Origin of the sequence: uncultured Dokdonia sp. (assembly GCF_937910895.1) — a bacterium.
In the GTDB taxonomy this organism is placed as follows: Bacteria; Bacteroidota; Bacteroidia; order Flavobacteriales; family Flavobacteriaceae; genus Dokdonia.
This window is the reverse complement of record NZ_CALEMI010000052.1, coordinates 142,780-166,089: the sequence shown is the minus strand read 5'-3', so window position 1 is coordinate 166,089 and position 23,310 is coordinate 142,780. Positions and strand designations below refer to the sequence as shown.

The window sequence follows — 23,310 nt, the reverse complement described above, 5'->3', positions numbered from 1 at the left end:
TTACTCGTTTATATGAAGGGTGGTATCATCACCGTTTTTTACTTTAATATCAGTTCCCATTCGTTGTAGGTATGCGATTAAGGCAACCACCTCACGATTTCTCATTTCTATAAATTCTTCTCCATTTTCTAGCGCATACTTCTTATCTGCTTCGTATGTCTTTGCAAAATCAGGATCATTATAAAGGTTCTTTTCTATTTGAGTTCCTTGTTCGTCCATCCATTCATAAGCACGTTCTATATCTTCTTTGGTATAAGGAACTCCTAGAGAGAGCATTGCTTCCATCTTATCTTGGGTGCTTCCTTTGTCTAGCTTGTTTTTAATAAGCCATTTGTAGGATGGCATAATAGATCCAGATGAGGTACTTTGTGGATCATAGAAGTGATTAAGGTGCCAGTTGTCACTATATTTTCCACCAATACGCATAAGATCTGGTCCTGTACGTTTACTTCCCCATAAGAAGGGATGATCATATACATATTCTCCTGCTTTGGAGTATTCACCATAACGTTCGACCTCGCTTCTAAAAGGGCGTATCATTTGGGAGTGACATGAGACACAGCCATCTCGTATATAAATATCACGTCCTTCTAGTTCAAGAGGTGTATATGGTTTTACACTGGTGATTATAGGGATATAATCATCTACAATCAAGGAAGGGATAATCTGCACCATACCCCCTATAAGAATAGCAATCGTTGCAAAAATGGTTAACTTCACTGGGCGTCTTTCTAACCAGGTATGATATCCCTCCTTTGCAGTTCGTTTTTTGGTGACTCTTTGTAGAGGAGCAGCTTCTGCAAGTTCGTCGGTTACTTTATTTCCAGCACGGGCTGTCATAATAATGTTATAGACTCCAATTAAAGCTCCGACAATAAACATGGTACCACCTATAGCACGCATCCAATACATAGGGATAATTTCACTTACGGTCTCTAAGAAATTACCATAGGTTAATGTCCCGTCTGGATTAAATTGTTTCCACATAGATGCTTGTACAAATCCAGCGACATACATTGGTAATGCGTATAAGATAATTCCTAAGGTTCCTATCCAGAAATGAGCATTGGCTAGTTTAGTAGACCAGAGTGTGGTTTTAAATAATTTAGGTACCATCCAGTAAATCATACCAAAGGTTAAGAAACCATTCCACGCGAGTGCACCTACATGCACATGCGCAATCACCCAATCACTAAAATGGGCAATGGCATTTACATTTTTAAGGGATAGCATCGGACCTTCAAAGGTTGCCATACCGTATCCTGTAATAGCGACGACCATAAACTTAAGCACAGGGTCTGTACGTACTTTATCCCAAGCACCACGCAGAGTAAGTAAGCCATTAATCATTCCTCCCCATGAGGGAGCTAAGAGCATGATAGAAAAGGCAACACCTAAGTTTTGAGCCCAATCGGGTAATGCAGAATATAATAAGTGATGCGGTCCTGCCCAGATATAAATAAAGATCAATGACCAGAAGTGTACAATAGAAAGTCTATACGAATAAACAGGTCTGTTTGCCGCTTTAGGAACAAAGTAATACATCAATCCTAGAAAAGGAGTGGTTAAGAAAAAGGCAACGGCATTATGTCCGTACCACCATTGTACTAGTGCATCTTGAACTCCCGCATACATAGAGTAACTTTTTAAAGCACTCACAGGCACTTCCATGCTATTTACAATATGCAATACTGCTACCGTAACAAAAGTGCCTAAGTAAAACCAAATAGCGACATACAAGTGGCGCTGGCGACGTTTCAGGATTGTTCCTATTAAATTGGCTCCAAAAGCAACCCAGATCAAGGCAATAGCAATATCAAAAGGCCATTCTAACTCTGCATATTCTTTTGAGGTTGTAAATCCTAACGGAAGGGTAATTGCAGCCCCCACAATAATGGCTTGCCATCCCCAAAAATTGAGATTGCTTAACCAATCTTTCCACATACGCGCTTTTAATAATCGCTGCGTAGAGTAGTAGACCCCTGCAAAAATCGCATTTCCTACAAAGGCAAAAATGACGGCATTGGTATGTAATGGACGTAAACGACCAAAACTTAACCAAGAGATTCCGTCAGTAAGATTTGGGAATAAAAACATAAAAGCAAGGAGTAATCCTATACTCATCCCTATGATTCCCCAAAATAGTGTTGCGACAATGAATTTGCGTACGATCTTATTATCGTAATAAAACTGTTGTACTTCCATAGTTACTTAGGTTGTTCTTTTAATTTGATTGGTTTTGTTGTTGTTTTCTTAGCGGGTAGTACGGTTTTCTCTTTGATAATTTCATCTTCAAAAAGCATCCGTACCGAAGGAGTATACGTATCATCATACTGTCCTTTTTTTACAGAAAAAATGAATGCCACAAAAAAGACGAGCGCTACAAAAACACTAATTGCCAAAAGCATATAAATAATACTCATACCTACCTGAATTATGGTGTAAAACTAGGGTTGATGGTTTTCAAAAAAGATGACATTTGTCAGCTTTCAGAAATATATTTTGAGTGCGCTACTTAGACAGGCTCAGCATATCATTTCCCAAACCTACCTGCCTGCCGGCAGGAGCGTACCCAACATTCATTTTACTAAGTTTCCTGCCTGCTACATACGTAGCTATAGTTGTAAAAACAACGATGCTAATAGAACTTAAAGGCATCAAAATTGCCGCTACGACTGGAGCTAGATTTCCAGTAATGGCAAAGCCTAATCCTATGATGTTATAGAGCAGCGAACCTATAAACGCATAGGTAATGATCTGTATTCCTTTTTTGGAAAGCATTAAAAACTGAGGAATATCCTTAAATCGAGAAGCGTCCAAAATCCCGTCACAAGCAGGAGAAAATATGTTCACATTTTCTGAAATAGAAATCCCGACATCACTTTGTGCCAATGCACCTGCATCATTGAGTCCGTCGCCTATCATTAATACGTGTTTCCCTTCTTTTTGCTGATTTTTGATATACTGAAGTTTATCTTCTGGTTTTTGATTAAAAAGCAGGGTAGCATTTTTAGGAAGTAGTTTTTGTAAGTACACTTTTTCGCCATCATTATCTCCAGAGAGGATCACAATATTTACCGTTGATTTTAACTGATCAAAAACCTCTTTTACACTGTCGCGATATTCATTATAAAAAACATAACATCCTTTATATTGATTGTCTGTACTTATATGTACCGTTGTTTTACGATACCCTTGTTCTTCTAGGTTGTCAGAGGTATTTACAAAGCCGTACGAACCTATTTTGATCTTATGATTATTAATAACACCTGTGATTCCGTGCCCTATTTCTTCCTTGAAATCATCTAGTGTTTGAATATTATTTTTATCTAAAATTGCATACAAAGACCGACTCAGCGGATGGTTGGATGCTCGTAGCGTACTGGTTAATAAGGAGACTTCTTCTTCTGTGAGCGTAACTCCTTCATAGGTAATGGTATTTTTTGAACTGGTGGTAAGCGTTCCTGTTTTGTCAAAAACAACCATATCAATAGACGCTAATTGTTCAATAATGGAGCTGTCTTTTATATATAGTTTATGGCGTCCAAAAATGCGAACTAAGTTTCCTAGTGTAAAAGGAGCTGCTAGTGCAATAGCGCATGGGCAGGCAACAATGAGTACGGCTGTAAATACGTTTAATGCAATAGAGGTATCAATAAATAACCATACAATCATAGCGACAATGGCTATAGCAAGAAGGCTTACTGTAAATCGTTTGCTAATCCGATCTGTAAGGGATTCAAATACACTTTGTTTGTTTTTTGAAAAGACCTCGTTAGCCCATAATTGTGTTAAGTAACTTTGTTCTACAGGTTTTAAAACCTCTACTTCTATGGAGCCTGCTTGTTGACGTCCACCCGCATATACGTAATCTCCAGATTGTTTGGTGACAGGCACTGCTTCGCCGGTAACAAAACTGTAATCTATTAAGGCATTTCCTTTGATGAGAATTGCATCTACAGGCAATAACTCGCTATTTCTGATCAGGATACAATCGCCTTTTTTTAGATCATAGACCTGTGCTTGTTCTTCTGTTTTTGCTTTCGCGAAAGCGGAATCAGCATCATTTGAATTTTCAATCAATCGAGTGACAGCAATGGGAAAATAGGATTTGTAATCACGTTCAAAAGAAAGAGATGCATACGTTTTCTGCTGAAACAATTTCCCTAGTAATAAAAAGAAAACCAATCCAGCCATACTATCAAAAAAACCAGTTCCTGAATCTGTAGCAATCTCTACCGTAGAACGAATAAATAATACAGAAATCCCTATGGCAATAGGGACGTCTATATTTAAGATTTTAGAGCGCAGTCCCTTGTAGGCAGCTTTAAAATAATCAATCCCAGAATAAAAGGCGACGGGAATAGCAAATGCAAATATCAACCATCTAAAAACGTATTTGTACCTATCTAACCAAAATTCGTGTACTTCAAAATATTCTGGAAATGAAAGAAACATGATGTTTCCAAAAGCAAAGCCAGCGACGCCTAGTTTGTAAAGTAGACTCCTATCTATGTATGATTTCTTTTCAGAGGCATCATCTAGTGATATATAGGGTTCATATCCTATTCTAGAAAGTAGGACGACAAGTTCTTTGAGAGGAATGCACTCTGGAGAAAATGTAATCGTTACGGTTTTCTTTGCGAAATTCACCTGTGCTGTTTTTACACCTGTGCTGATTTTATTCAAATTTTCCAACACCCAAATACACGAACTACAATGAATAGATGGGATGAGTAAGGTGACAATTTGAGTTCCTTGTTCATCAAACTCAAGAAGCTTAGAGACAATTTGCTCATTTTCTAAAAAGTCAAATTTGCCTTCTATACGGTTAGGTGTAGTTCCTGGAGTGTGTTCTAAATCATAGTAATAGGAGAGATCATTCTCATTGAGAATGTCAAAAACAGTTTTACAACCTTGGCAACAAAACGACTTGTCATTATGTGAGATGATTGTAGTGTTACAAAAATCACCACAATGGAAACAACTTTCCATACGAATTTTAATTTGCTCAGGCTCTTTTAAAAAGCCTTATGATACCTAGTGCAAATTTGAATAAAAGCTTTCTCTTAAAAGATGATAAAAGTCATCTTACAAAATAGAGATTCTTGAATTTGTTTTGTTTAAAAGCATTTGGTAAATTGTAGATAAAACTAATGTTATGAAAATTTCTGCTATGCAATGGCTCGCCTGTACGACATTGCTTTTAATCACTGTAACTATTTTTGCTACTATGAATTTGAGTTTTAGCTGGGTGTTTTTTCTCACAGTGTTTGGTCAACTAATGCTTGTGTTTACCGTATATAAAGTCCTAAAAGATGATTACACCACAGATAAGACTTTTAAAGATTTTTATGAAGATCGACCCGACTTAGGCGAGTCATAATTTGCTAACATCTAAAATGATGTCATAGAAAATCTATTACGGTACTTTTAAAACTCATCATAAAGTTTTAATTTATAATCTGAGTTGAAATTTCTTGCACCTCGTTTTCACTTCTAGTATATTTAGATTCTTATTTTAGAAAGAGATGGAGAACCACAAAGAGGGTAGATGTGAAAACTGCATTGTACGGCAGTTGAATGCTCTAAAAGCTTTAAGTAAAGAAGAACTCAAAAAGATATCCGACAGTAAAATCACCAAATCTATAAAGAAAGGTGATGCTCTTTTTCAGGAGGGAGAAAAGCTTAACGGAGTCTTTTGTGTGCGTAATGGGGTTTCCAAGCTCTCTAAGATGAGTGATAATGGGAAAGATCAGATTGTCAAGATTGCCACCAAAGGAGAAGTATTGGGACAACGTTCTGTAATCACCGAAGAGACAACCAATTTAAGTGCTGTGGCTCTTAATGATATGGAAGTCTGCTATATTCCTAAAAATCATATTACAGACAATATCAGTAATAATGTTGCCTTTACCAAAGCCATTTTAATACACATTGCAAATGACTTAAAGTTTGCCGATGATGTGATTGTGAACATGGCTCAGAAAACGGTAAAGCAACGCATTGCAGAGACTTTACGCTATTTGGCTGAAAATTTTGGAACAGATCAGGATGGATATATTGCTATGACACTTACCCGTGAAGATATCGCAAATGTAGTAGGCACTGCAAAAGAAGCCTGTATCCGTACACTTACTATGTTTAAAAAAGAAGGGTGGATTACTACAGATGGCAAACGTATTAAGATAGAAGATGACAAAGCCCTCTATCGTTTGATAGAAGGCTTGTAGGTTTTGGATACTTTTGTCCTCCTTTGACTAGCTTACTGTTGATTACGCTTTCGCGAAAGCAAAGCGTATACTTACATCTTAAACGTAATAACAGGAAGCTCCGAATGGTTTACAATGTCTTCGCTTATACTCCCTGAAAAGAAATGCGCTAATCCTCTACGACCATGTGTAGGAATTCCTATGACACCCGCTTTTACTTTCTTTGCAAAATTAAAAATACCTTGCTCTACAGAATAGTCTGCATAGATGGTTATATCTTCTGGTAAGACGGTGTGACTACTCTTATCAAGATGTACTAAAAAGTCTACAATTTGTTGTTCTATTTGTTTTGTGCTTTTATAATTTTCTCCTGGAAGATTTATATATACGAGTTCTGTATCTATTCCTAATAACCTAAAGAGATTTATTGCCTTTTTAAAAACATCAAGGCTTTCTAATTTGTAATCACAGGCAAACACTGCTTTTGTAGTAGTAAAATCATGTTCATTTTTTATGACGAGTACAGGAACGCTAGCTGTTCTTACTACTTTTTCTGTATTAGAGCCAACAAAAACTTCTTGAAGTCCGCTACTCCCATGTGACCCCATGACAATAAGATCAGCTTGATGCTCTTTTGCGACATCATCCAACTCGCTAAATATCTTATAATTTTTAACGGTCTGGAGTACAGTAATACCTTCCAGATAGTCTTTATCTAAGAATTCTTCAAAACGTTTTTGTGTAAGTTTGATGAAGAACATACCTTCCATACTATTATGTTCTTTGGTGAGGTTTGCTTCACTCAATCCCATCATATGTACAGCTATAATCGTTGCATTTTCTTTTTTAGCCAGTTGTGCTGCCACTTTTAGTGCATTTTCAGAGAATTTAGAAAAATCTACAGGAACTATAATTGTTTTCATAAGGATTGTTTAAGATGGTTATAACGCAAAAGTAAGGGCGCTATTTATTTAAAAAGATGATAAAAGTCATCTACAGGTGATTGTATATCCTATAAGTTTATAGTTTAAAATATACATATCATGAGAACAACAGTAACCATACAGAATTTACAATGTGATGGTTGTAAAAATGCGGTTGCTATACAACTGAATAAAGTAGAAGGAATCTCAAATATAGCGATTGATGTATCTAGAAGCAGTGTTAGTTTTGATTATAGCACACATAACACGCTGGAAGGCTTACGAATGCATCTTAAAGAGATCGGATTTCCTATTACAAATGATCCCAATAGGATTTGGTAGCGGTATATGTAGATGATAAAATAGGCTTGCTACATCATAAAACAATGTACGAGTGTGTATAAGTACGCTTTCGCGAAAGCGTACTCAACCTATTTTAAAACTGATATTCAGGATGTCCTGTTTGTTTAAAAGCAAAAGCAATGATATTTGCGTATTCATTAAAAATCTTTGTTTTGGTATCGTCTATTCCATGTCCAGAATCTGAATCTACCAATAATAATTTTGGATTATTAGACGTATCATAAGCTTGTATTTTTGCTATGAACTTTGCAGAGAACCAAGCTGGTACTCTAGGATCATTTAATCCAGCGGTGAGTAAAACTGCTGGGTATTTCTTATTTTTTTGAATATGGTAATATGCATCCATTTCCAATAGTGCTTTGAACTCTTCGGGGTTTTTTATGGAGCCAAATTCTTTTGTATTATTGGCGCCGTTAGTATGCATTTCTGATCGTAGCATATTTAAAGATCCAAATTGGACAATAGCCGCCGCAAATAAGTCAGGACGTTCTGTGATGGAACGACCTATTAATATTCCGCCTGCGCTACCACTAAAAATGGCTAGGTTTTTTGGGGATGTATATTGATAAGCGATGAGATGTTCTGCGCAGGAGATAAAATCCTTCCAAGTATTAGGTTTCGATATCTTGTAACCTCCTTTATACCATTTATTTCCTTTCTCTCCACCACCACGTACATGGGCAATTGCGTAGACACCTCCTTCTAGAAGCCATAAAATTCTATGGGTTTTGAGGGTGGGTTTCATAGAGACTCCATAGGCTCCATAGCCATCCATGAGCACTTGGTTTTTCCCATTTTTGACCATGTCTTTATGATAGAAGATAGATAAGGGTATTTTTTTGCCATCATGTGCTGTAACTTCTATTTCTTCAGTAACGATGTTTTCTAATATATTTGAAATCTTTGTGTTATGTAAATTTTTTGAGGTAAGCTCATTATTTATGTACTCGTAACGTTCACTGTCGGTAGTCCATCCCTTTCCAGTAATCCAAAGCTTTGGATATAAATATCCATGAGATGAAAGTTCGATACTTCCATACATTTTCGGAAGTACAATTTCCTGATCTAGTGAATTCGTGTGTTTGAAAAGTTTTGCTTGAACACTGTTTTTGCTAGTTACATAATACAATCCTTCTGATGTTACGGCAAAATCTGTAATTACGTGGTCTTTACTTTCTGGCACTAGAATTCTAGCAGTATTGAAATTTGGTTTTTTTATAGATGTGATTCCTATTTTAAAATTGGGAGCATTATACGATGTTTTGAATATGATAGAATCTCCTATGATTGTATACTCTTTGATTAATTCTTGTTTTGAAAATAATGGTTTCCAATTAGGAGTACCTATTTCCTGTATAGGCAAATAGTAGGTATCATCGTATGCGCTAGCCCCAGAAGCTGTACCTATTAAATATTTATTAGATTGACTTTCTATCTTTGTAGTAGGAAAATCTTCTTCTTTAATATCCAGATTTTCACAAAACTCTTTTGAGAATACCTTTGTATCCTTTTTTTGGTGCTCTCCGACTTTATGTAAAACAGAGGTTGCATTTAAAAGAATGTCTAGAGAGTTGTTAGTTGTATTTGGGAAATGTAAATAAATAAAACCTGAATTATCAGGTAGCCATTGAAGCCCTCCCACATCTGATGGCCAGGTATTTTCTAAAACTTCTGAAAAAACTTGATTTGTTTGTATATCTAGAATGATTATTTGAGAAATTTCTTTTCCCTTTTCTGTAAGACTAATGGCAATTTTTGAATTTGCCCAATCTGGTTGGAAATAATTAATGACAAAGTCCTTGTTTTCTGATGTATTAAATGAAATAGGATTGTATAATAAAATTTCTTCACCTTCAAAAGAAGTTCTATAATATAGTTTTGCTACATTTTCGGTAGGAAGTCTTTTTAAGTAAAAGTAGTACTCATTGTTTGTGACCTTCAGTTTGGAAATAATAAACTCACTTTGTTGATCGAGCTTTATTTGCGTGTCAATGAGAAACTGTCTTTTTTTAATTTTATTTAAGAAAGATTGAGCTGTTTTACTCTGAGTATCTATCCAATTTTTTACTTTGGGATTCGATAAATCTTCTACGTATCTGTATGGGTCTTCAATTTTTTGATTGTGATATTGATCAATTACAATTTCAGGAGTTAATACAATGCTATTTTGAGCATTGATAGATATCGACACTACAATATTTAGAATCATTATAAGTAGGTGGATATTCTTCATGAAATGTTTTTTAAAAGGGAGAATATATGATATGTTCTCCCTTAAATTAATGACAGTTTAAAACTTTCTATTGTAACAATTATCCACTTATTGGAGGTTCAATTTGTGTCATAGTTGTTGTCCAAATAGTTGTAGTATCTGAAGTGTCTTCTTCCTGAGTTCCCTGTGCATTATTATGGTTAGCTATCCCTCCTATAATATTATGTAGGTTATTCAGCTTAGCAATTTGAAATTTCTCAAGACTTAATGTGTTTTTTTTACTAATTGTTTTCATGGTTATAATTTTTACGATTAATGACACTGCTAAACTACTAGTCATGCTTCGAAAAATAGGTGTCTTTTGAGAGGAGCCTGCACGTTTTCAGGAATAAAGATGTCTGTTTTCAGGAAAACAGACATTTAAGTAATTGATAATAAAGTATTTATAAATTTATTTTTAAACTAGCATTTAAAATATTTTTAAAAGCTAAAATGAGAAATTCATGCTGTTTTTAAAGAAAAGAGTGTGTGAGGATTCTATATTTAGGATATAGATTTAATTTTTGTAGGCTTTTTAAACTGTTATTTATTAATTTATTCCTAAGAAGTTAGTTGAATTCTCTAAACATACAACCTCATAAATATAAGATTATTGATCTATTGATCTAATAAATCTATTTAAAGTTAATACTTGGCTATTCATTATTATTTATAACTACTTTTATTATAAAACCTTACATTAAAGAATCATAAAGCATCAGCTTAAAACAAGCTAGTTGGATTACTCTTTTTTATAATTATTCAAGGCTTAATATCTCTAAATTAATTTCAGAAATTGAAAAAAAATGTTTTGATGAATGCTTTGTTGTGAATTTACTTCAAGGATTATTTACTCTTAATAACTTGAAAGATGTATTAAAAAAGAATAATATTTATTATCAAAATCAAAGGAATTATCTATTGAAATTAAATTTTATGTTTTTTTGAAATCTCCTGCTTTTCTAGTTGCTTCATGAAGAAAGAAGGGTATATCCCTGTTGTTTTGTAAAAAGACTTAGAAAAAGCTTCTGTAGTATTAAAGCCTATTTCATTTGCGATAGCTCTTATAGTATATCTTCTAAATGTAGAATTGACTTTCAGCTCTTCAATCACATAGTTTATACGTAACTCATTTATATAATTACTAAAACTTTTATCTTTATGAACGTTAATGACTTTAGACAAATATTTTGAATTTGTTTTAAATCGTTTTGATAAACTAGCTACAGAGATACTAGCTTGAAGAAAATCATTATTTTCTTCAAATTTTTCTAGATTCTTTAAGATATCATTTACTATAATTTCTGAAATACCAATGTCTTTGGGTTCATTCTCAATAATAGATTGAGTTTCTTTTTCTTTAGTAGTCGTTGTTTCGCTAGATTTTTTATTTTCTAATAATTCCTGAAAACGCTTTTGATAAATCTTTTGTTTTTTCTTATTTCTAATGATTATAATCATTAGTAAAAGAACAAAGACAGATAAAATGACTAAGACCACTATTTTGGTAATGTTATTTTTTTCTAGCGATTCTATAATCTGTTGTTTTTCTAAAATTAGATTAGGTTTTGAGTATTCCTCATTTATATGGCTAGATAAATATTTTACATCATTATCCAAAATACTATCAACCAGAAGCAACCTGTCTATATAGAATAATTGCTTCTCTATGTTTTCTTCTTTTTTATAATGTTGAATTAATAATTCATAATTTTCTCTTATTGAAGGGAAAAAGAAATTATTTTTAAATGCAAACGAGTCAACTTTTAGGAGATAATGTAATGAAGAGTCTACTTTTTTCTGTTTATAAAATGTTCTTCCTAAGAAAAAATTAATAGTATTATTAGTTGCATCATCACTTTTTTTACTTGAGCTAAGTTTTTGTAATTTTCTAATACTATCAAGACTGGATTTATATTCTTTTTTATTGTAATGTACAGCTGCAGAAGAAAGAAGTAATCTGTTATAATAACTACTATCTTTAGTTTTTAAACTTAAATGAATAGCTTTATCATTTATTTTTTGTACTGAGTCATACTTTTCTAAAGTATTTAAAACACTTCCATACGCGTATAATGATCTTATATATTCATTTTCATGCTCTTTGTTTTCCAGATATTTTTTTTCATAATATTCGACAACACTCTTGAAAAGTTTTAAACTTTCTTCATTTTGTCCTAAATTATTTTTTAAAATAGCAATGAAGTATTTTATTTGGTATTGTTGATCTTCATTTTCATTAGTATTAGCATAATTATTTGCTTCTGCTAATTCATTCATGGAGTCCTGAAAATTACTCTGAGACCCTAGAATTTTGGCTTTTAATAAATGTGCTTTTGCAGGATAATTATAATCATTTTTATCTTTTGTGATTGTGATAATAGAATCTGCATACACTAGAGCTTGTTCGTTCTTAGAAGTCCTAGTAAACATATCAGCAAGCATATAATATGCATCAGCTTTCTTTATGATATTATTTTCTTTTTTGGCTTTTAGTAAAAAAGCTTCAGCATACAATTTAATAGTTAGGGTATCATTTTTAGATTCGAGTGTTAAAAAAGTCTCAGATAGATCTTTGTAACTCTTTTCTGTGAGTTTCTGTATTTCTCTTTTATCAGATACTTGAGCGTATGTGAGATTATAACCTAATATAGTTAGAAAGAAGGTTATAATGAATTTGTCTTTTATCATCTTATGCATATCTAGAAAGATATTTTTTAAATGCGAGTTCTTAAGTTTTTAACCCTAGAATTTACAAGAGGGGGAAGGATAAAGATTGTCTCTAATTATATGATAGTACTTTTTTAGTCATTTTTTTGAATTATCGTTATTTGCATAATTGCGTAGAGTATACACTTTATTGTTTTGTAAGCCTTAAAATACTAATTAGATAGTACACTTTTCCAAAGATATACTATAGATCATTTTGTTTTCTAATTAAATTTATAAAGCATCTCTATATAATAAGGTTAGTATAATTCAATTTTGTTACCCATTAAACCCATATTAAGTTTACAAGTTACGTTAACTTCTTAATAATATACAAGTATTTTATTTCTGAATATTGCTATTATCTGCTTTATTTTGCAACAAACGTCTGTTTACGATTAAAATTCTTCTGTATCATTATTGCTTTCTAGAATGAAATCAAGGTAAATATAACTGGATTTATGGTCTTTTCTATCTACATAGCTTTAGAAGGAGTGTTTTATAGTGATATTTATTTATTTTCACTTAAGTAGTTGATTTTAAAATATTTAAAATTTAATTAGAGCGTCTGTTTTCCGTGAAATACGGGTGGACTTTCCTGAAAACGGACAGTGTTCACTTTTTTGAGGCTTCGTTTTGGTATATGTTTGTACCATAATAATAAGTAAAGCAAATTGTTGCACACTTATTATAAACAGTTGAAATTTTGAACCTGGATTGAATGATTATTAATATGTAATCAGAAATCAACTCTCAATATATGTATAAAGAGAGTTTCTGTATCAAACTATAGGATACAATAAAGATCAGTTTCTTTTACAACATAATTTCCTTTTAAGAATGAACGTGATGTGAGTCAAGGAAGCGAAGCTATGTTTTTTTTTAAGATTCTTTATCTACTCTATTATTTAAACGTCAAACATATAATTGCTAATACATAGTGATTGTATAATTAAAAACAATAGTTATGGGAAAACTTCTAAAAACAGGTTGGCATGTTCTTTATGTTAAGTCACGCCATGAGCACAAAGTAGATAATTTGCTAAGAGAGGTTGGATTACAACCGTTTTTACCTTTAGTAAAGACAGTACGTACTTGGAGCGATCGTAAGAAAGTAATAGAGTTACCACTTTTTCCATCATATCTATTTGTTATGATTGAAAATGCAAAAGATTTTTACAAAGCATCTTCAATCAATGGTGCCTGTACTTTTATAAAATGTGGCTCTGTATATGCCACTATAAGAGACAGCGAAATTCAAAAAATTAAATTTCTATTAGGTTCTGACGGTATAGAAGATATAAAGAATGATACAGAATTATTAGAAAAAGGTGAAATAGCAATGATTCAATGCGGCGCCTTTACTGGATTAGAATGTGAAATTCTAAATATAAATAATAACAATAAGATTGTTGTTCGTATGGATTCTATCAATCAAAATATTACGGCAACATTACCTTCTCACTATTTGTCTAAATTATCAAAAGCAGTCTGATGAAAAATAATGTCACAAACGTACAGAAGTATATCTGGCTAGATCAGATGCTTGAAAGCGAGTCTCCAAAATATAATATTGGGGGTTACGCATTTATAAAAGGGAGTATTAATATAGATCGCTTTCGACTTGCCATTGATATTTTAGCAAAGGAGAACGATATCTTTTCTTTTTGTTTTGAAGAAAAGAGTGGATTCCCAGTATATACCATTCAGGATATAGATCCTAATCTAGCTTTAACCTATCTAGAAGAATCTGATAAATCAAAAGCTATAAAAGCTATAGAAGAAGATTTTGTAATTCCTTTTGATCTTAAAAATGACGAACAATTATATAAGATGTGGCTTATAAAAATAACACCTACATCTTATATATGGTATTCAAAACTGCACCATATCATATCTGATGGTTTTTCTTTTCAGTTATTATATACTAAAGTGAAAAGAATATATGAACAACTCAATACTGACTTAGCTTATGATGATGCTTGTATAGAAAAGAATACTTATTCGTATGAGGCTTTTATAACTTCTGAGGAGGCATATAGAAATTCTGATGAGTTTTCTAATGATAGAGATTTTTGGTTAGACCGCTATGCAGAATTACCATCCTTAATTTATACAGGTACCAATAAGACTACAAGTCACTGTAATATTGAACTTGCTTTATCTGAAAATGAAAATGAAGCTTTTTGGGAATTTGCAAAAACCGAACGCCTAGGCATCTTTCATTTGTTATTAGGATGTTTTTCAATAATACTATCAAAATACTATAATACAGATGAAGTAAATCTTGGAATGCCTATTTTGAATAGAAAAAATGCAGCCGAAAAACGTACGTTCGGTCCTTTTTTAAGTTTACTCCCTTTAAAACTTTCATTAGAATCAACAACATCTGTTATTGATTTTATAAAAGAAATAAAGAGTACACTTTTTATGTGCTATAGACATCAGCGTTTTCAGCAAGCAGATATACTAAGAAACCTATCTCAAGAAGCATCAAAACTATATGATGTACGCCTATCATACGAGCGTATGCAATATGAAGCTGAGTTTTCAGGAAACTTAACTGAGATTTACCCTTTATCTAACGATAGTGAAGAAGATCCTATCTCTATACATGTTTTTGAAGATATGAATAGAAAGATTAGTTTTAGATTTGATATTAATGAAAAATACGTTTCTAGATCTGATGCAGATCAAATCATTACTTCTTTTAAAAATGTGCTAACACATTTAAAAGATATTAAGGACACGACGATCGCTGAAATTCAAATCGCTAGTAAAGCGCAATTAAAAGAAGTATATGCCATTTCAAATGGAGTCCATATACAACGACCTGAAGAAACCTTTTTAGATCTTTGGAATCTTGCACTATCTAAGTATCCTTCTAAAACAGCAGTCACTTATCAATCTACTTCGCTAACTTATGAGAAACTCGAAAAGTATGCAAATACGGTAGCTTCATACTTACAAGTTAAGGGTGTTAAAAGAGGAGATAAAGTAGGTGTGATGCTTTCAAGATCAGAAAAAAGTATTGTTGGGATTCTTGCGGCATTAAAAACAGGTGCTATGTATGTGCCAATTGATGATACATATCCACAAGAAAGAAAGCAATATCTTATAGAAGATGCTCAATTAGACTTTATCTTAACAGATTCAGCTTCTCAAACAATAGCAGAAGCAATAGAATGTAATATAGATACCATTTTAGATGCGTATACATCTTTAGAGAATTATACTCCTGTCCAGCTAGAGCCTAGCGATAACGCCTATATTATATATACTTCTGGTTCAACAGGAAAACCTAAAGGGGTTGTGATTAATCACACATCTTTATATGACTATATATTGACATTTAGAGATTATTTTACTCTTAGCCAGCAAGATGTTGTTTTACAACAAGCGTCTACTTCTTTTGATACTTCTATTGAAGAAATTTTCCCTATCCTATCGGTAGGTGGAAATCTAGTTATCGCAAATGATACGAAAGACTTTAATAACTTACTTCAAGAATGTGAGTATTATAAGGTTACTCTATTAAGTACAAATCCTTTTGTATTACAATATCTTAATGATAATCATACAAAATATGATCTACACTTTAAAACACTTATTAGTGGAGGTGACGTACTAAAACCTCATCAGGTAGATCAACTTATAGATATGTATCATGTATATAATACATACGGACCTACAGAGAGTACTGTTTGTGCAACCTATCATAAAGTAACAAAAACAGATGTTTCACTGCCTATAGGGAAACCTATTACAAATAGAGGGGTGTATCTTCTGGATGGCACAAAAATATTACCTAAAGGAGCGATCGGGGAGATCGGACTTTCAGGTATCGGACTTGCTGTTTCTTATTTGAATAAGAAAGAACTTACAGATCAGGCATTTTTAAATATAGATGGAAAACGCATTTATAAGACAGGTGATCTTGGAAAATGGGATATTGATAATAACCTCATTTTCTACGGAAGAAAAGATAATCAGTTAAGTTATAAAGGATATCGAATAGAAATAGGTGAGATTGAACAAGCGATACAACAAGCAAATGTATATGTTATAGATAGTTATGTGTGTATTAAAGAGGTAAAAGAAATGCCTATTTTAATTGCCTATCTCGTAGCAAATGGATCTTTTGTAAACATAAATGCATTGGTCGTAGATCTAAAAGAATATCTGCCAGAGTTTATGATTCCAACCCATTTTGTAATCATAGACGCAATTCCTTTATTACCAAATGGTAAAATAGATATTAAAAGTTTACCAGAAGCAGTCACTGTAAATACAAATCAAGTTGTTGAACTTCCTTCTACAAAAGAAGAAAAAGAGATTGCAGCTATCTGGCAAGAGTTATTAAAGTTAGATGAGGTAGATGTTACGGTAAGTTTCTTTGAATTAGGAGGACATTCATTACTCGCAAATCAGTTTATTAGTAATTTAAGAGATCAGAAAGGAGTTGAGTTATCATTAAAAGATTTCTATAAATCTCCTACAATCAAAGAGCTTGGCGAACTTGTTCCTACGCTTGATAAAAAAGAGATTCAAAATATTATAGCGCCTACTCAGGAATTTTATCCATTATCGTATGCTCAAGATAGGTTGTGGTTTCTGAATCAGTTGGATACAGAAGACACTTCGTATCATGTATCAAGAGCTATTCGATTAACAGGATGTGTTGATGTACAAATATTAGAAAAAACGTTTTCTAAACTTATAGAAAAGCACGAGATTTTAAGAACCGTTTTCGTTAATAATGAAGGCGTGCCTTATCAGAAAATATTATCTCCTTATGCGTATCAGATTCCTGTTACAAACTGTAGAGAAATAAAAGAAGATGCAAAGGAAAAAATGATTACTGATCGCCTTGATGCCTTAGAAAGTGTCTCTTTTGAAATAGAAGAAGGACCTCTTTTTAGAGTTGAATTACTTAAGTTTTCAGCAGAAGAAAATGTGCTTTTATTCTGTGAACACCACTTGATCTTAGATGGGTGGACACAAGGTATTTTATTTAGAGATTTTGTAGATATTTATAATGAATTAAAAAGAAACCCAGCATTTGAGGTTAAAAAACCTAAGGTAACTTTTAAAGACTACGCCTACTGGGAAAAAGAAAGCTTTCGCGAAAGCGTACTCAGAGAGAAATTAGATTTCTGGGAAGAAAAATTTGAAGGTTTCTCTAATGAGAAATTATTACCCCTAGACTATAATAGACCAGAAACAGCTAGTAAAAATGGAGGGTCTATCTTTCATGTATTTTCATTAGAATTTTCTGAAAAGTTGAGAAAATTTTCAGAAAAACAAAATGTTTCATTGTTTATCACAATGATTACAGCGTTTAAAATTGCATTGCACAAATTTAGTAATCAGACAGATATCTGTGTTGGTACCGCAGTAGCCAATAGAGGCTATAAAGAGTTTCAGGAAGTACTTGGAATGATTGTAAATACCATTGCTTTGAGAACAACATTTGCTCCTGATAGTACCCTTATAGATGTACTTCAGGAAGTGAAAGAAACATGTCTAGATGCGTATGCGCAAGAAGATACTCCTTTTGGAAAAGTAGTAGAGAGAATCAATCCAGAAAGAGGATTACATGTGCATCCACTTTTTCAATATATGTTTAGCTTTATAAACGTCCCTATACAAAGTATGTCTTTGCTTGATGCCGAGATTGAAATTATAAAAGGGCATAATAAAGCTTCGCAATTTGACATAAGTGTTGTCATAAATACCATTTATGAGCAGATAGATTATACAGTAGGAAATCAACAGGATAGAAGAATTTCTATAGAGTGGGATTATAATGCAGATATATTTATGCATACGACCATGGAGCGTATTTTGATGGCGTATCTAAATATCTTAGAAAGTCTTATCATAAATCCAACACAATCTTTAACAGCCATAAATTATATTGCAGAAGCAGAAAAAGAAATGCTGTTAGAGGATTTTAATGCGACAAGAGCTGTGTACCCATCAGAAAAAACAGTTGTTGATCTGTTTGTAGCACAAGTTGAAAATACACCAGATGCTATTGCGTTAGAGTTTGATGGTGATAAATTTACGTATAGAGAACTAGATGCTGTTTCAAGTCAATTGGCTAATTACTTATTGACTAATTTTGATATTGAAATAGAAGATTTAGTCACTGTAAAATTAGAGCGTAGTGAGTGGTTATATATTTCGCTATTAGCGATTTTAAAAACAGGAGGAGCGTATGTTCCAGTAGATCCTAGTTATCCACAACAGCGTATTGAATATATAGAAAATGATAGTAATAGCAAGGTTACAATAGACGCTAGATTCATATCAGATTTTGTTGCAAAAAAAGATCGTTATAATACACAATTGCCAATGGTTTCTTTAGAGACCACTAACCTTGCATATATTATTTATACATCAGGATCAACAGGAAATCCTAAAGGCGTGATGATTGAGCATAAGAGTTTAGTTAATTATATTGTGGGTCAAGGGAAAGCTTTTGATTTTAGTAGTTCAGAACGTGTATTACAATTTTCAAACCCATCTTTTGATGCTTCTATGGAGCAAATATTTTTAGCATTTTTACACGGAGCCACGCTAGTTGCGGTGTCTAAAGATCGTATACTAGATCCGGTAGATTTTACGAAAGTATTACAAGAATATGCTATCACACACATTCATGCAACGCCAAGTTATTTAGAACATTTGGATGACCTTAGCGGTTGTAAAGATTTACGTAGAATTATTGCAGGTGGAGAAGCTTGTACAAAGAATCTAGCTCAAAAGCTATATGCTGTTGCAGATTTTTATAATGAATACGGTCCTACTGAGACTACGATTAGTTCTACTATGTGTAAAGTTGATGAAAGTCATTTAGAGAATGATATTATATCAATAGGAACACCTGTAACAAATACGGAGGTGTATATCCTATCTGATGATTTATCATTACAACCTATAGGGGTTTATGGAGAGCTATGTATCTCTGGGGATGGGCTATCTAGAGGCTATTTACACCAAGAAGAATTAACCAAAGAAAAATTTGTTACACACCCTTTTATAGAGGGAGCAAGGCTTTATAAAACAGGAGATGTTGCCAGATGGTTGTCAGACGGGACAATAGAATTTTTAGGTCGTAAGGATGATCAGGTTAAAGTAAGAGGATATCGTATAGAATTAGGAGAAATAGAGAACGCTCTATCTTCTCAAGAAATCATTAATCAATGCGTTGTCGTTGTTAAAGAAGTAGAAGGTGATCAGGCTATTGTCGCTTATATTGTGGGTAATAACCCAATAGACAAACAAGAATTACGTATCAAACTAAGTGATCAATTACCCGATTATATGTTGCCTAATTACTATGTAGAGTTAGCAGCAATCCCTTTAACTTCTAATGGTAAAACAGACAAGAAGGCATTGCCATCTATACAGTCTAAAGATAGAATTAAAAATGAGTATGTAGCACCTACAACTACAATAGAAAGACAGCTAGTGACTATATGGCAAGAAGTATTAGGTATAGAGAATATAGGACTTACAGATAATTTCTTTGAGCTTGGAGGACATAGCCTTAAAATGACACTAGTTGTTAATAAGATAAAAAGTAGATTAGGATATGATATCACCATAAAAGATATGTTTCTTAATCCTACAATAGCGTCTATGATTCCTAAATTAGGAAATCGCACGTATGGTACCATTCCAAAAGCGCCTGTTCAGAAAGATTATGTATTGACATCTTCACAACATCGTTTATGGATTTTAAGTCAGTTTGAAGGAGGCAATAAAGCTTACAACATTCCAGGTTCATTTGAGTTGGAAGGAACTCTCGATGTAGAGCACTTAAAAGAAGCATTTTATACAGTTATTGCTAGACATGAAGTATTAAGAACATTTTTTAAACGAAATGAGGAAGGAGAAGTACGTCAATATATCGTAGATGCTCTGGCTATTGAATTTGATATTGATTGTTATGATTATAGTGAGGTTAAAGATCAGGAAGCGGCTTTAGAAAAAAGAGTTGCCAATAGTTATAAATATCAATTTGATTTAGGAGAAGCACCTTTAGTGCGTGTCACTCTTGTAAGATTATCAGATGATAGGCATGTATTACTTTTTAATATGCATCATATTATTAGTGATGGCTGGTCTATGGAAATATTAAGTAAAGAGTTTATTACTATTTACGACCATTTAGTGCGAGCAAAAGAGATATACTTACCAGAACTTACGGTACAGTATAAAGATTATGCTTCTTGGATGCGAAGTGATGCTCAAGCTTCTTCATTTAAAATATCAGAGGAGTATTGGTTAAATACCTTTAGCGGAGATCTACCCGTGTTGGACCTTCCTACCAATAAAATGAGACCTAAAATAAAGACGTATGTAGGAGATTCATTAACGTATGATTTCTCAAAAGATGTAAGTGCCAACTTGAGAGTATTTTCAGAAAAACAAAGCGCTAGTCTATTTATGGTCTTGATGGCAGGTGTTAATGGGATTCTATCTAGATATACCAACACTACCGATATTATTGTAGGTACTCCAATGGCAGGGAGAGAGCATAGTGATTTAGAAAATCAAGTAGGCCTGTACTTAAATACACTAGCTATTAGAACCACTTTTGAAAAAGAAGTGACTTTTGAAGAGTTGTTAACGATACAAAAAGAGAACTTATTAAATGCTTATTCACATCAGGGATATCCTTTAGACCAGTTGGTAGAAAAATTAGGATTAGGAAGAGATACGAGTAGATCTGCGTTATTTGATGTATTGGTCGTATTCCAAAATCAACAAGATATATTTGATGCTACGCATTTAGATGTAGAGGAATTAAGCATCCGACCTTATACAGGCTATAAAAGAAAAGTGAGTCAATTTGATTTAAGTTTTATCTTTTCAGAGAAAAGCGGACAACTATCACTACAAATAGAATACAACACAGATATTTATGAAGTAGATTTTGTAGAACGTTTATGTTATCATTTTAATAACTTTTTGTTAGAAGGAATTCAAACACCAAATCAACGTGTAGCGAGTCTTAATTATTTAGGATCATCTGAGGAATCTCAACTATTATACGATTTTAATGATACAACGGTTGCGTATCCAGATACTACGATGGTAGATCTGTTTGTAGCACAAGCTTCAAAGACTCCAAACGCTACGGCACTTGTTTTTGAAGATCAAACATATACATATAGAGAAATTGATAAGGTTTCAAATGAGTTGGCTCATTATCTTTTAGTACACTATGATTTAGGGGTAGAAGACCTTGTAGGCGTGAAGTTAGATCGTAATGAATGGTTACTTATTTCATTACTAGCTGTTTTAAAAGCGGGATGTGCTTATGTTCCTTTAGATACAAAGTATCCTGCACAGCGTATTTCTTACATCGAGAATGATAGTAATTGTAAAGTAACGATAGATGCGACAGTTTTAACTACTTTTAAAAAGGCTGATACGATTTCAAACACACTTCCAAAAGTGCCTTTTAACTCAGATCATTTGGCATATATTATTTATACTTCAGGATCTACTGGTAAGCCAAAGGGAGTGATGATTACTCATAAGAATGCATCTTCTATGTTGCATTGGTCTATGAGAGAATTTAGTGATACGAATTTTGATATATTATATGCAGTGACTTCTCATTGTTTTGATTTATCAGTCTATGAATTTTTCTATCCACTGAGTGTTGGAAAGCAAATTCGTTTATTACCCAATGGGCTGTCTATTGGAGACTATATAGATACTGATAAAAATGTATTGATTAATACAGTTCCTTCAGTCATACAAACACTTATAGAGAAGGAGGTATCTTTTAAAAATGTCGTAGGAATTAATCTTGCAGGCGAAGCTTTTCCAATAGCTACTGCTAATTATTTTGAAGGTTCAGGAATTGCTGTAAGAAATTTATATGGTCCATCTGAAGACACTACTTATAGTAGTTATTATCGAGTTGCAGGATTTTACACTGGTGCTGTCCCTATTGGTAAAGCGATAGACAATACTCAATTTTATATTGTATCAGAAACATTGTCATTACAACCTATAGGAGTGATTGGAGAAATATGTATTTCTGGCGACGGATTGTCAAGTGGATATCTAAACAAACACTCATTAACAGCAGAAAGTTTTGTAGAAAACCGCTTTCGCGAAAGCGGAAAATTATATAAGACTGGAGATTTAGGAAAGAGATTAGCCGACGGTACTATCGTATATCTAGGTAGAAAAGACAGTCAAGTAAAAATTAGAGGACACCGTATAGAATTAGGTGAAGTTGAATATGTTTTACAGCGACAAACATCTATTGACCAGGCGGTCGTTGTAGTTAGTACGATCCAAGGGAATAATACAATAGTTAGCTACTTGGTTAGTTCTGAAACTATAGATAAACAACAATTACGTATATCTTTAAGTAAGGAATTACCAGAGTATATGTTACCGAGTTATTATGTATTTCTAGATGAAATGCCTTTAACTCCAAATGGTAAGATAGATAAGAAAGGATTACCGCTTGTAAGTCCAGAAGATGTGATACAACGCACCTATGTAGTACCTAGTAATGACCTAGAAAAAGAACTGGTTATCATCTGGGAAGAAGTATTAGGAATAGAAGGTATTGGTATTACCGATAACTTTTTTGAATTAGGAGGAAATAGTTTAAAAGCCACTGTTTTAGTAAATAGAATAAATAAGGCGTATGATACTAGATTTTCTATTCAAGATTTATATGAGACTCAAGAGATTATAGGGGTTTCTAAGAAATTACAATTCATTGTTTTTCAAAATCAATTAAAAGTAGATAGTGTAGATGAACTCACTATTTAACGTGCGCAGATTCTCTGTATAACATTACTAT

At 33.1% G+C, this 23,310-nt stretch carries 12 protein-coding genes; 5 read left to right on the top strand and 7 right to left on the bottom strand.

All coding sequences use genetic code 11. The features are described from left to right. From ccoN to Q0505_RS06905, 3 genes are all read right to left on the bottom strand, one after another. A complete protein-coding gene (gene ccoN, locus Q0505_RS06915) occupies nt 1-2,205 on the bottom strand; it encodes a cytochrome-c oxidase, cbb3-type subunit I (protein ID WP_299210535.1) in 2,205 nt (734 codons plus the stop codon). Between the two features lie 2 nt (nt 2,206-2,207). Then, complete coding sequence (gene ccoS / locus Q0505_RS06910; RefSeq protein WP_299210533.1) at nt 2,208-2,423, bottom strand: cbb3-type cytochrome oxidase assembly protein CcoS; 216 nt, start codon at nt 2,421-2,423, stop codon at nt 2,208-2,210. Nucleotides 2,424-2,511: 88 nt separating this feature from the next. Next, nucleotides 2,512-4,995: a heavy metal translocating P-type ATPase metal-binding domain-containing protein gene (locus tag Q0505_RS06905; RefSeq protein WP_299210531.1), complete on the bottom strand. Its 2,484-nt coding sequence runs from the start codon at nt 4,993-4,995 to the stop codon at nt 2,512-2,514. 166 nt (nt 4,996-5,161) lie between these two features. On the opposite strand from Q0505_RS06905, the gene Q0505_RS06900 reads away from it, so the two are divergent. After that, complete coding sequence (locus Q0505_RS06900) at nt 5,162-5,386, top strand: hypothetical protein (RefSeq protein ID WP_299210529.1); 225 nt, start codon at nt 5,162-5,164, stop codon at nt 5,384-5,386. A 145-nt stretch (nt 5,387-5,531) separates the two neighbouring features. Next, on the top strand, nt 5,532-6,233 hold the full coding sequence (locus Q0505_RS06895) for a Crp/Fnr family transcriptional regulator (RefSeq protein WP_299210527.1): 702 nt from the start codon (nt 5,532-5,534) through the stop codon (nt 6,231-6,233). Nucleotides 6,234-6,304: 71 nt separating this feature from the next. On the opposite strand, the gene Q0505_RS06890 is transcribed toward Q0505_RS06895, so the two are convergent. Next, a complete protein-coding gene (locus Q0505_RS06890) occupies nt 6,305-7,135 on the bottom strand; it encodes a universal stress protein (protein WP_299210525.1) in 831 nt (276 codons plus the stop codon). Between the two features lie 120 nt (nt 7,136-7,255). On the opposite strand from Q0505_RS06890, the gene Q0505_RS06885 reads away from it, so the two are divergent. Further along, nucleotides 7,256-7,477, top strand: coding sequence for a heavy-metal-associated domain-containing protein (locus Q0505_RS06885; RefSeq protein WP_299210523.1), 222 nt, complete (start codon nt 7,256-7,258; stop codon nt 7,475-7,477). A gap of 94 nt (nt 7,478-7,571) precedes the next feature. Here Q0505_RS06885 and Q0505_RS06880 read toward each other — a convergent pair whose 3' ends face one another. The 3 genes from Q0505_RS06880 to Q0505_RS06870 form a co-directional block, all read right to left on the bottom strand. Beyond that, the gene (locus tag Q0505_RS06880) at nt 7,572-9,731 is read right to left on the bottom strand and encodes a prolyl oligopeptidase family serine peptidase (protein ID WP_299210521.1); all 2,160 of its coding nucleotides are present in this window, start codon (nt 9,729-9,731) and stop codon (nt 7,572-7,574) included. 79 nt (nt 9,732-9,810) lie between these two features. Continuing rightward, nucleotides 9,811-10,050 (bottom strand): hypothetical protein, encoded by a 240-nt coding sequence (locus Q0505_RS06875; RefSeq protein WP_299210519.1) that lies wholly within the window; start codon nt 10,048-10,050, stop codon nt 9,811-9,813. Between the two features lie 626 nt (nt 10,051-10,676). Then, nucleotides 10,677-12,440 carry a helix-turn-helix domain-containing protein gene (locus tag Q0505_RS06870; RefSeq protein ID WP_299210517.1) on the bottom strand — a complete coding sequence of 588 codons (1,764 nt, stop codon included), beginning with the start codon at nt 12,438-12,440 and terminating at the stop codon, nt 10,677-10,679. Between the two features lie 985 nt (nt 12,441-13,425). On the opposite strand from Q0505_RS06870, the gene Q0505_RS06865 reads away from it, so the two are divergent. Further along, entirely contained in the window at nt 13,426-13,953 is a 528-nt protein-coding gene (locus Q0505_RS06865) for a UpxY family transcription antiterminator (protein WP_299210515.1), read from the top strand. Continuing rightward, entirely contained in the window at nt 13,953-23,279 is a 9,327-nt protein-coding gene (locus Q0505_RS06860) for a non-ribosomal peptide synthetase (RefSeq protein ID WP_299210513.1), read from the top strand. Before Q0505_RS06865 ends, Q0505_RS06860 begins: the two co-directional genes overlap by 1 nt. The last annotated feature ends 31 nt before the right edge of the window (nt 23,280-23,310 follow it).